We start from the raw sequence: 11,257 nt of genomic DNA, 5'->3' as shown, positions 1-11,257 counted from the left end.
GATAATTATGAAGTATTTAGCGTTGATGTGTGTGCTTGTAAGCCCAATCGCAATTGCAAACCCATTAGTTGGAACTTGGGAATTTGTCAGTGGTGAATACGCCACTGAATCGGGCAGGGTTAAGGCATCTGCTCCCCAAGTAACCTCCACAAAAATAATCAATGAGTCTCACTTCAGTTATATAACCAGCAGCGATAATAAGTTTCACTATGCAGGTGGTGGGACATATAAAGTGACAGGCAATAAGTTTATTGAAACGGTGACGTTAGGAAATGTTGATAGCTTGATTGGCCGCACTATGTCATTTACGTACGAAGTTAAAGATAATTTATGGCATCACAAATTGGTTGAAAACGGTAAGTTTATTGAGTATGAGATCTGGAAAAGGGTTGAGTAAGTAGTACCACTGCGTCAGTTTTAAAAGTCAAACCCCTTCCAAAAAAGCTATCAGGTTAAGCCTGTCGGATCCGCTCCAACTAGGCTTAACAACCTGTATAAAGCATCTAGTCACTGAAAAAGTTCACTATTTGATGTAAGAAATTGTATAAAGCCTGTTGTTTTAGGCTAACATTTCTACATTAAAGAAAGTGTTTGTAATTCTTTATGTTATCTAATGGTTGAAATTAATAATCAATTTTAATGAATAATTATTCTCATTATGGTGGCCGGAAACTCATTAAAAGGTGTGTGTTTTATGAACAGTTAATGACAGGTGTTAATGCTGTCAACTTTGTTCCGTTGCACTTTTTAGCATAAGTTATTTGTACAGGGTTAGACAAAGAAGGTATGCAAATATGAAAGCTTATATTCCAGTAATTATGGCGTCTTTGGTTGTTGGTTGCTCTTCGTCAGAGAGCGATAGTCCAATTCAGGTAAATAGCGAATCGCAACAGGATAGTACGAGTGAACAAACATCGAGTGATCAGAGTAACAATTCGAGCCAAAGTAGTGACAATCAAAATAGTGATGTGAATAATGATTCAGCGTCACAGGATGACACAACAGATGATAGCAACACTGACGAAGTGGGTGAAAGAGGGCTATATTTTCCCAAATCTCTGGCGGTGGCCTCACCTTTTTCTGATAGTAGTGATGAGCAAGATCGGCAATATGTTTATAGGGCACATGAAGCAAGAGGGCCTGCATCGCCAACTTATTTCTGGGCTACGAGAAGAATTGACGCATTATTAAGTGGAGAAACGCCACTGAGAGATGTATTTAGAATTGGCTCATTTTATAGAAACAGTGTGAATGCAGACTGTTTTGGTCCTCAAGTTGCTTATCAGGGACACCCTGATGCTACTGACCCAAGTACTAGCTCAGGAACTTTGCCAACAGGAGATCTTGGACTTTGGCTCGCAAGTGCAAAAAATGGTAATGCATGTGCTGTCGCGCAAACAAATTCGCAACTGCGCGCCGTTAGAGAGCGTTCACGTATGGCGCTAATGACATTGGCGAGTATGGTGTCTGCTGCGATAGATGATGGTGCGGGGCTACCATCCGAAGGAAGCTCAGTTGACTTAACCACACAAATGAACTCGAAAGGACTGGCTGACATTACTTTCAGTTCGGCAAACATAGAGCTTACGTCTGGGGTTTGGCAATATAGTATTGATTTGACTTATACGGTATCAGGATCGGACTATGAGATAATGATGTCGATGATGCATACACCCGGGAGTAGCGCGACAAACTATACAGGGTTATTAAACTTTTCTGTTGAAGGAGAGGTTGGGGTAGCTGGTATTGAATTTCCCGGTGGTAATTGCAGTCAAAATGCACGGACATTGGTGGGATCACTTGCCTATGAACGTAATGGCGAACAAATGTCATTGCAATCAAGGTCAGCTGTTAACTGTGGGCACTCAATTGCAGGTGCATTCAATAGTGACCAACAAGTGGATGTAAAGAACAAATATCACAGTACTGACAATAGCGACGGGTGGAGTGAAAACTTCGCAATCTTTGGTGCAGATTTCAACTTAACTAGTTTAGCTGGTGATTATGCTTATGTGTGGCAAGCTGGCGTCAATGATTCTCATAGTCGCATTCTCAACATTGGGTTTAATGATGCAACTCTGGAAAATGGAGAAGCGCATTTTGGCTATGGCACTGATATTGATGAAACTAGTGGCTTGGTTCAGGGTTTTATTTGTAATTGGGCTGGCCCAGGTAATAGTCACAGTTTACAAGAATTTACGCAAAGGCAATTCTTTGAATTTGACTCTTCAACTAATGTGTATTTAGGTACTGATCATCGAGCAAACATTGAATATGCACCAACCAATTCCTGTGGTTATGACGGATCAGGGTCATTCGTATTTGATATAGACGCAAGTGGGGTGCTGGGTGATATTGCCTCAGAAGATGCCTCATCAACGTTTAACACAGATTTATGGGCGCCAACAGATCCATCGCTTAGCGTTGCAGAATCAGTATTGGCGCGAGGCCTCTCAATTCCAAACGTGCCATTTACATGGCCAATTGATGAATGATATCGATTTGAAGTTGTTAGGACAGAGAATAGAAGAGAAGGTAACACCTTCTCTTTTTATATGCACTTTGCAGGTTTTGGCAGCCCAGCTATTTTAGTTGCTTGCTTTGCGGGACCTTTAGGAAAAAGCTTATATAAATAAATACTTTTTCCTTTGTCTTCACCTAGCTTTTTCGCAATTGCTTTTACTAGCATACGGATTGCGGGACTAGTACCGTACTCCTCATAAAAGTTGCGCACAAATTTGATGACTTCCCAATGTGCATCAGTCAGAATAATATTTTCTTGAGATGCAATGATAGGAGCAAGGCTCTCATCCCAGTCTGAGTGGTCTAAAAGATAGCCTTCTTTGTCGGTTTCAATTATTTTGTTATCTACTTCTAGCATAATTTACCACGTTATTGATTTGTCACAATTGGCAATTAGATCAACCCAGCTCAGATCATCGACTTGCTGTATTGAGTCTATTGGTGTCACTGCACGAGCTATCGCACAAGTTTCAAGCATGTAGATTTGCACAGGGCTGTTCGAAGCAAACTGTGATTGGTCATAACACGCATCCTGTTGTAGTAAAATTTTGTCATGTATACCAACAAGGTTCATATCAAAAGCGGTATAATAGCTTTTGGGTTTTGAAAAAATGTGTAATGTAGAACTCATAACTTTACCACGTACTCTTGTGTGTCAATCAACGCTTTTTGCTGGCTAACGTCTAAGACTTCAATATCTATACTAATTTGCTCGGGAGCCAATGCAAATTGTGCTAAGGCAGACTCGCATGCAAAAATGCGGTCAACATCGTAAATTTCTAACGTCTTTAGCTGTTTCAGAAAATCTTTAATACCCAGCTTAGTTGGCTGCTGGTCTTTTTTAAGCGCCAGTACTGAGGGGCCTCTAAACAGCCAGCTTACTTCCTGATCGACAGCTGCAAAAATTAAGGCCATATCCAAGCTGTCTCTTATTCTTTGGTTATCAAAGGGGGAAGCGTCACAAATTACTAGTATTTTTTTGGTCATTTGAATTGCACCCATTTGTCACTTTGACACGTTTCCATTGCGAACTCAGCGAGACCAGCAACTGTAAATATCCCAGTATCAGCGGTATTGATCCCTCGTTTTTCAGCTGCGGTGACACACAACTTGAGTGGAATACCTAGATTGTGGACGTTTTGCCAAACATTGTTGACTTGCAACTCATCACTAGATAAATGAAAGTGCTGGCTGGCGTGTAATACAGCCTCTTGGTATAAAAAAACGCACTTGATTGTGTGCTTTTGTTGGAGTGCAGCGCTTATGAAGCGCTCGATACATTGTAAAGAGTCATGATCTTCAGGACCACAATGTACTGAAATAATAAACTGGCTCAAAGAAAACCCATAAAAAAAGCCCCTAGTGGGGCTTATTTTATCAGAATGACGAGATTAGTCATCATTTGACATGCCAAGAAGCATAAGCAATGACGTGAACAAGTTATAAATAGCAACATACAATCCAACAGTTGCAATTACATAGTTTGTTTCGCCACCAGTTACTATTCTACTTGTTTCGAACAAGATCATTGCAGACATAAGCAGTACAAAAACCGCATTAATAGCAATGAACAACATTGGACTACCGATAAAGATATTTACGATAGACACACCTACCGTAACTAAGATACCGATAGTTAAGAAACCACCCATAAAAGAGAAATCTTTCTTAGTAGTCAATGCATATGCTGAAAGACCGAAGAAAATCAAAGCCGTTGAGCCTAGAGCTTGTGCGATCAACAGCCCACCATTTGGTAAACTTAAATAAGCGTTAAGCATCGGACCTAAGCCAAAACCAAGGATACCGGTGAAAAGAAACACTAAACCAATTGCAGATGGAGAGTGTGCTTTTTTGTGAATAACAAAAATCAGACCCATAGCCACAAGTGAACAGATCATGCCAGTGAAACGTGGCAGTGCCATTGTCATTGATATTGCAGCAGTAACGGCACTAAATGCCAAAGTCATTGCTAACAGAAAATAAGTGTTTTTAAGCACTTTATTAGTTTCAGTCGTTGACAATACTGCTTTTTCAGTAGAGTACGAATGATTGAACGCCATATTATAGCTCCTTAAAAGAAACACGATGTTCCGATAATTAAACTTATCAAAGATTACCAAGAGTTACATGCTTGAGCAAACCTTTCTCGAATAGTAGACCATATTTTGAGACAAATAGTTCAGAGATAACAAGAGATTGATAAAAAAGTCACCAGATCAGATGGATTTGTCTACAAACGAGCCGAAAATTAGCCAAACAATCAAAAAAGCAAAAAAAAAGCTTCACATTCTAAAAGTGTTTCCCTATTATTCGCCCCGCTGCGGAGAGATGGCTGAGTGGTTGAAAGCACCGGTCTTGAAAACCGGCATACGTTAATAGCGTATCTAGGGTTCAAATCCCTATCTCTCCGCCACTAAATTTATAAATTGTGTCTTAGACATGATTTTACAAGTTTCGGAGAGATGGCTGAGTGGTTGAAAGCACCGGTCTTGAAAACCGGCATACGTTAATAGCGTATCTAGGGTTCAAATCCCTATCTCTCCGCCACTACAATAAGCAATATGTTTAATAACAACATAATGCTTTAAAAATACGGAGAGATGGCTGAGTGGTTGAAAGCACCGGTCTTGAAAACCGGCATACGTTAATAGCGTATCTAGGGTTCAAATCCCTATCTCTCCGCCACTACAACAAGCAATATGTTTAATGACAACATGATGCTTTACAAATACGGAGAGATGGCTGAGTGGTTGAAAGCACCGGTCTTGAAAACCGGCATACGTTAATAGCGTATCTAGGGTTCAAATCCCTATCTCTCCGCCATATTGAGCCCAAGCTAATTTTTAGCTTGGGCTTTTTTATTCATTACTTACCTTAATTTTAAACCGTGTGAAGCTGCTTTGGGTTTGGAAAATGAGACTAATGTAGCATTGATGCGATTGGACTAAAGTCAAAGACTTAATCTCTAACATAGTTTATTAAGGTGTTTGTGATGAAAAAAGTGGCCACTGCAATCGGCATTTCAATGCTTTCTCCACTTATTGTCGGTAGTTTACTAGGTATATATTTCTATATTACTACAGGGCAGGGACAGCTATTCATTCAGTTGTTGACGACGGCCATATCCAATGGCCACATTGTTGGCTTGGCAATGGCGTTGTGCGTTTTACCTGTTTACTTGTTTTTATATAAGCGAAACAAATTAACCTATTCTGCTCTGACAACAGTGGCAATGTTGGGAGGTACCGCATTGACTTTGTTACTTTCCGTGTCGGGGGGGCCGATATTGATAGCTAATGCGGTGATGTGTGCGTTGGCGTCTGCGTTATTTTTATACAGCTTAAGAAAGCAATAATAATTGTGCTGTGTGCAAAATGAACAGTTGGTGTTGTATTGACGACAAATTGGTACTTTTTCCTCGTAAAAGGTTTCATTTGTGTGCGTGAAAGAGTACCTTTACTGTTTATATGTAAGAATGTTCAGTACCAACAATGCAAAAGCAAAAATTTTATGAGTTGTTAAATCAACAGGCAAAGGGACTCATTGATGGGGAGCGAAACCATATCGCAAATATGGCTAACTTGAGTGCCTTGCTCTTCACTAATATGGAAGACATTAACTGGTCCGGTTTTTATTTGATGGATGGCGACAATGAACTTGTTTTAGGGCCATTCCAAGGCAACCCTGCATGTATTCGAATTCCTGTTGGTAAAGGCGTTTGCGGCACCGCAGTATCAGAAGCAAAAACACAGTTAATTGAAGATGTGCACGCTTTCGAAGGGCACATTGCATGCGACGCTGCATCCAATTCAGAAATAGTGATACCAGTGTATAAGCAAGGTAAAGTTTTTGCGGTATTGGACATTGATAGTCCTAGTTTGGCAAGATTTGATGAACAAGATAGACTGGGATTAGAAGCGTTAGTTAAAAGCTTCGAGGAAACACTTTAAAATGAAAGATATGCTTAATGTACAAGACTACTTGTTTTCCAACTTTGATGTTGGCGACTGGGAAGGTGATGAAGAGCAAGTTGCAGAAACGCTTAATGAACTTATTCACTTTGCTTGGGAGAGATTACCCGAAGATCTTGGAAGTGAGCAAATTGATCAAATTATAAATGGTATTTGGGAACATCTTCGCGGTGATATGGCATTAATTGAAACCGACTTAGATGAACTCTTAGACTGGGTTACACACTATATTAATTCATCATTAGATGAAAATATTTAAATAGGTTTAGACATGGAAACCACAAACAAGCTAAAAGATATTAATGAGGTATTGGAGTTTTTATACTCAGAATTTCCTCAGTGTTTTAAACAAAAGGATGGTATTAAACCACTCAAAGTCGGGATCTTCAAAGATATCGCTGAGAAGATTGAAGGCTCTGATAAAGTTAGTAAAACGCAAGTTAGGCAAGCTCTAAGAAAGTACACATCTAGCTGGCGCTATTTAGAAGCCGTAACTAAAAATGAATTTCGTGTTGACTTAGAAGGCGGCCAGGCTGAAAAAGTAGAACAAGAGCACGTTGAACATGCACAAAAAGCACTAGAAGAAAGCCGTGCCAAGATGGCTAAACGTAAGAAGCCGCAAAGACCTCGAAACGACGGTGACACAAAATCTTACAAATCAAAAGGGCAAGGCCAGCCACGCCATGCTAATAAAAAGCCTAGAGTTAATAAGAAACCTGCACAGCAACAGCAGCGCAGAAGTTCAGGAAAAGTTGAACCTCTTCCTGCAAATGAGGTCAAGGTTAATAATAAAGTTAAAGTTAAACTTGGCCAAGCACTAGTAAATGCGACGATTACGGAAGTCAATAAAGACGAAGTACACGTTGAGCTTGTTACTGGTATGCAGGTTAAGACCAAGGCCGAAAGCCTATTTATTCTATAAGGAGTAGTGTATGAGTAAAAATTTACCACTCATTGGGGCAGTTGCACTGTTTGTTTCAAGCACATGTTTGGCAGCAAATAGCGTTGTAACAGAAAAAGATATACCAGTGCTTAAGCCAGAATTACAGCACGCAACAGCTACGAAGAGAGTGACAAGTAAATTTACTCGTGACCACTACAAACGTTTTAAGCTCAACGAAACATTGTCTGAAGAGATTTTTGACCGATATGTAGAAACACTGGACTACAATAAGTCTATTTTTCTTCAGTCTGACGTAGATGCTTTTAAACAATATAAAGCAAAGTTTGATGAAGCACTGATGAGTGGTAAGTTGGACTTTGCTTTTGAAATGTTCAACGTGAGCATGCAAAGACGTTTTGAACGTTTTGAATACGCCATTTCTTTGTTAGACAAAGAGATGAAGTTTGATACCCCAGATGCATTTTACTATGACCGCGAAGAGGCGAAATTTGCCAAAGACCAAGCGGAGTTGAACGAGTTCTGGCGTCAAAGAGTAAAATCTGATGCTTTGCGTTTAAAGCTCACAGGTAAAGACTGGGAAGGTATCAAAGAAATTTTAACTAAGCGCTACAAAAATGCTCAAAAGCGATTAGTACAAACAAATAATGAAGACGCCTATCAGATCGTCATGAACGCTTTCGCTCGTAGTGTTGAGGCACACACATCTTATCTTTCGCCGCGCAGAGCGGAACAGTTTAAGATGGATATGGACCTTGAGCTCGAAGGAATTGGTGCTGTCTTAGGTTATGATGAAGACTACACAATTATCCGAAGCCTAGTACCAGGCGGGCCAGCGGATAAATCTGAAAAAATTAAAGCTGACGATAAAATCATCGGTGTTGCCCAAGACGGTGAAGAATTTGTCGATGTCATCGGGTGGCGACTAGATGATGTTGTTGACCTTATTAAGGGGCCAAAAGGCACTAAAGTGAGATTGCAGTACCTGAAGGGCAGTGACTCCCACGGAACGCCTAAAGTTGTTGAAATAACCCGTGATAAAATACGACTTGAAGATCGCGCAGCGAAGTCGTCTGTGTTTGAAGCACAGTATTCAGATCTAACAAGCAAAATTGGCGTTATCGAGATCCCAAGTTTCTATAACAACCTGTCAGAAGATGTGTTAAAAGAAATTAAATCTCTTAAAGCACAAAAAGTCGATGGTATTGTGATAGACCTGAGACAAAATGGTGGTGGATCTTTATACGAGGCGAAGAAGCTTTCGGGGTTATTTATTGATAAAGGACCGATTGTCCAAATCCATACAGCGAACAACCGTATTGACGTGCAACAAGACCAAGATGGAAAAACCTATTACGAAGGGCCTATGACTGTGCTGGTTGATAGATACAGCGCGTCTGCGTCAGAGATATTTGCTGCGGCAATGCAAGATTATGGCCGTGCTGTTGTGATAGGTGAACAAACGTTTGGTAAAGGCACGGTGCAGCAGCACAGGGGTCTAAGAAAAACTTACGATCTGTTTGAAAACCCACTTGGTAGCATTACCTATACGATTGCGAAGTTCTACCGTATTAACGGTGGGAGCACGCAAAACAAAGGCGTGATCCCAGATATTTTACTCCCTTCATTTATCGAACCAGAAGAGTGGGGAGAAAGCCAAGAAGACAATGCACTTCCTTGGGATAGTATTGCAAGAGCTAAATATAAAACGATTGATGACTTAACGTCTGTTATTGGTCATTTAAATGACAAGCATAACAAGCGTATTGCGAAAGAACCTGAGTTTTCCTATGTGTTCGACGATATTAAACGTTATAAAGAGCAGGAAACTGAAGTCTCAATTTCGCTTGTAGAGTCTGAGCGTAAAAAAGAGCGTGAAGAAAGAGATCAAAGAGCGCTGGTCCGTACAAACGAAAGATTAAAGCGTTTAGGGATGGAAGCGATTGAAAAGCTGGATGATGTACCAGATGTGATATCAGATATGGATCCGTATCTCGAAGAAGCAGCGCTTATTACGCAAGATATGATTAATTACGGCAGGCTTGTGAAAAACGATATAAAGTCGAGTTAATAAGACACTCCAAATGAAAAAGGCGCAATAGCGCCTTTTTTCGTTACTCCTGCTTGCAAATTTGTTATTATCGTCAGCCGCAACAAGACAACATGAGACCATGTTTATCAATCCGTATTGATAATTGGCACAATCAATCAACGAGAAATTTAAACCTTCATATTAAGCAATATGCTTTTATTGAAAGTTGAATACTCGTTTATTAATAATTATTAAACCGGATTGGTAAAGTTGAGTAATAACTACTCGGTCAAATAATAATACGCACCGCAATGAGTGCGAGGGGTACATAAATTTGAAACAACCAAAATCGGCATCAGCTTGGGATGCTTTTATACCAATTATCGTTTTAGTCAGTTTATTAGGTGCTGCTGTTTATTTGTATGGTGATAATTCATCATCAGGTCCAAACCAAATCGCACTATTATTTGCGACTTTTACAGCTGCACTTATTGGACTAAAAAATGGCTTTACCTGGAAAACGCTTGAAGAAGCGATGATTAAGGGTATCACTATTTCTCTAGGCGCGATATTGATCTTGCTCATGGTAGGAGCTCTAATCGGTACTTGGCTACTATCAGGTACGGTTCCCACGCTTATCTATTACGGACTGCAAATCATTAACCCTGCTTGGTTCTATGCGGCCAGTTGCTTAATATGTGGCATCGTTGCAATGAGTATAGGTAGTTCTTGGACGACAGCTGCAACAATCGGTGTTGCGCTTTTGGGGGTGGCTAATGGGCTTGGGTTAGACCCCGTTGTTACCGCAGGAGCTGTCATTTCCGGTGCATATTTTGGTGACAAACTAAGCCCGCTTTCTGAAACCACGAATCTAGCACCAGCGGTCGCAGGCAGTGACCTTTTTGACCATATTCAACACATGTTATGGACTACAGTTCCAAGCTTTGTCATTGCGCTCATTATCTTTATCATTATGGGCTTTAATGCTGATGTCGCGAGTGATGCAAATAAAATAGACGCTATTAGTGCTATTTTACAAAGTAACTTTAACATCAATATCTTTATGTTGGTTCCTTTGGTTATTCTATTGGCTCTGGCAGTTAAAAAAATGCCAGCGTTTCCTGCCATTTCAATTGGTGCTGTCGTTGGTGCTGTTTGGGCTATCTTATTTCAAGGAGATTTGATTGCGAGCCAGATTGATACGAGTCAAGGAGAGATAGTAGGGCAATTTAAACTGATTTGGGCTACTTTCTTTGATGGCTTTAGTGTCCAAACTGGGGATGCAAAAATGGATGACCTTTTAAGTGGTGGCGGTATGTCTAGTATGCTGACGACGACTTGGTTAATAATGACTGCACTTATGTTTGGTGCCATCATGGAAAAAACAGGCCTTCTAGAAGTGTTTGTACGTAGCATCCTTCGTATTGCAAAAAGTACGGGTTCTCTTATCGCGTCTACTATCGCGACATGTTTTGGTACTAACTTAGTTGCTGCCGATCAGTACATTGCCATTGTGGTGCCTGGTAGAATGTTCAAAGAAGAATATAAACGCCGTGGATTGCAAAGCGTCAACCTGTCAAGAACGCTTGAAGATGGCGGAACAATTACCAGTCCACTTATTCCATGGAATACCTGCGGTGCTTACATGCAAAGCGTCCTATTAATCAACCCACTTGATTACGCTGTGTATGCATTTTTCAATCTAATAAATCCACTGCTAGCAATTGTTTATGGTTACCTCGGAGTTAAAGTTTTAAAGCTCAAACCAAGAGAGCAAGAATAAAAACAACCGGCCTCACACAAGTGGGGCCTTTTTATTGTTTTAACAAC

At 40.3% G+C, this 11,257-nt stretch carries 13 protein-coding genes and 4 tRNA genes; 12 read left to right on the top strand and 5 right to left on the bottom strand.

What is annotated here, in order from left to right; all coding sequences use genetic code 11:
• Positions 1-7 precede the first annotated feature (7 nt).
• Together QNM18_RS01545 and QNM18_RS01540 are read left to right on the top strand one after the other, a co-directional pair.
• Positions 8-397, top strand: a complete 390-nt coding sequence (locus QNM18_RS01545) for a hypothetical protein (RefSeq protein WP_211013148.1) — start codon at positions 8-10, stop codon at positions 395-397.
• Positions 398-794: 397 nt separating this feature from the next.
• Complete coding sequence (locus QNM18_RS01540) at positions 795-2,495, top strand: hypothetical protein (RefSeq protein WP_284136106.1); 1,701 nt, start codon at positions 795-797, stop codon at positions 2,493-2,495.
• Between the two features lie 56 nt (positions 2,496-2,551).
• On the opposite strand, the gene QNM18_RS01535 is transcribed toward QNM18_RS01540, so the two are convergent.
• From QNM18_RS01535 to QNM18_RS01515, 5 genes are read right to left on the bottom strand one after another with little or no spacing between them, the layout of a single operon-like run.
• Positions 2,552-2,881 carry a TusE/DsrC/DsvC family sulfur relay protein gene (locus QNM18_RS01535; protein WP_211013150.1) on the bottom strand — a complete coding sequence of 110 codons (330 nt, stop codon included), beginning with the start codon at positions 2,879-2,881 and terminating at the stop codon, positions 2,552-2,554.
• Between the two features lie 3 nt (positions 2,882-2,884).
• On the bottom strand, positions 2,885-3,154 hold the full coding sequence (locus QNM18_RS01530) for a tRNA 2-thiouridine-synthesizing protein (protein ID WP_211013151.1): 270 nt from the start codon (positions 3,152-3,154) through the stop codon (positions 2,885-2,887).
• A complete protein-coding gene (tusC, locus tag QNM18_RS01525; RefSeq protein ID WP_284136105.1) occupies positions 3,151-3,510 on the bottom strand; it encodes a sulfurtransferase complex subunit TusC in 360 nt (119 codons plus the stop codon). The genes QNM18_RS01530 and tusC overlap by 4 nt, the downstream gene beginning before the upstream one ends.
• Positions 3,507-3,860: a sulfurtransferase complex subunit TusD gene (gene tusD, locus QNM18_RS01520; protein ID WP_211013153.1), complete on the bottom strand. Its 354-nt coding sequence runs from the start codon at positions 3,858-3,860 to the stop codon at positions 3,507-3,509. The genes tusC and tusD overlap by 4 nt, the downstream gene beginning before the upstream one ends.
• Positions 3,861-3,914: 54 nt before the next feature.
• Entirely contained in the window at positions 3,915-4,583 is a 669-nt protein-coding gene (locus QNM18_RS01515) for a Bax inhibitor-1/YccA family protein (protein WP_211013154.1), read from the bottom strand.
• Between the two features lie 262 nt (positions 4,584-4,845).
• Here QNM18_RS01515 and QNM18_RS01510 point away from each other — a divergent pair.
• The 10 genes from QNM18_RS01510 to nhaC all read left to right on the top strand — a co-directional run bounded on the left by QNM18_RS01510 (position 4,846) and on the right by nhaC (position 11,210).
• Positions 4,846-4,936 (top strand) — tRNA-Ser (locus QNM18_RS01510).
• 43 nt (positions 4,937-4,979) lie between these two features.
• Positions 4,980-5,070: transfer RNA gene (locus tag QNM18_RS01505), tRNA-Ser, on the top strand.
• A 47-nt stretch (positions 5,071-5,117) separates the two neighbouring features.
• A tRNA-Ser gene (locus tag QNM18_RS01500) sits at positions 5,118-5,208 on the top strand.
• A 47-nt stretch (positions 5,209-5,255) separates the two neighbouring features.
• A tRNA-Ser gene (locus QNM18_RS01495) sits at positions 5,256-5,346 on the top strand.
• A gap of 169 nt (positions 5,347-5,515) precedes the next feature.
• Complete coding sequence (locus QNM18_RS01490; protein ID WP_349774884.1) at positions 5,516-5,878, top strand: hypothetical protein; 363 nt, start codon at positions 5,516-5,518, stop codon at positions 5,876-5,878.
• 136 nt (positions 5,879-6,014) lie between these two features.
• A complete protein-coding gene (locus tag QNM18_RS01485; protein ID WP_023399408.1) occupies positions 6,015-6,473 on the top strand; it encodes a GAF domain-containing protein in 459 nt (152 codons plus the stop codon).
• A gap of 1 nt (position 6,474) precedes the next feature.
• Positions 6,475-6,753 carry a hypothetical protein gene (locus QNM18_RS01480; RefSeq protein ID WP_023399409.1) on the top strand — a complete coding sequence of 93 codons (279 nt, stop codon included), beginning with the start codon at positions 6,475-6,477 and terminating at the stop codon, positions 6,751-6,753.
• Between the two features lie 12 nt (positions 6,754-6,765).
• Positions 6,766-7,416, top strand: a complete 651-nt coding sequence (gene proQ, locus QNM18_RS01475; RefSeq protein ID WP_023399410.1) for an RNA chaperone ProQ — start codon at positions 6,766-6,768, stop codon at positions 7,414-7,416.
• A gap of 10 nt (positions 7,417-7,426) precedes the next feature.
• On the top strand, positions 7,427-9,466 hold the full coding sequence (gene prc / locus QNM18_RS01470; RefSeq protein WP_284136103.1) for a carboxy terminal-processing peptidase: 2,040 nt from the start codon (positions 7,427-7,429) through the stop codon (positions 9,464-9,466).
• A gap of 295 nt (positions 9,467-9,761) precedes the next feature.
• Positions 9,762-11,210 carry a Na+/H+ antiporter NhaC gene (nhaC, locus tag QNM18_RS01465; protein ID WP_211012305.1) on the top strand — a complete coding sequence of 483 codons (1,449 nt, stop codon included), beginning with the start codon at positions 9,762-9,764 and terminating at the stop codon, positions 11,208-11,210.
• Positions 11,211-11,257: the final 47 nt, after the last annotated feature.

Origin of the sequence: Pseudoalteromonas obscura (assembly GCF_030135505.1) — a bacterium.
In the GTDB taxonomy this organism is placed as follows: Bacteria; Pseudomonadota; Gammaproteobacteria; order Enterobacterales; family Alteromonadaceae; genus Pseudoalteromonas; species Pseudoalteromonas obscura.
The sequence above is the reverse complement of the archived record's forward strand: the minus strand, read 5'-3'. Positions and strand labels throughout refer to the sequence as shown.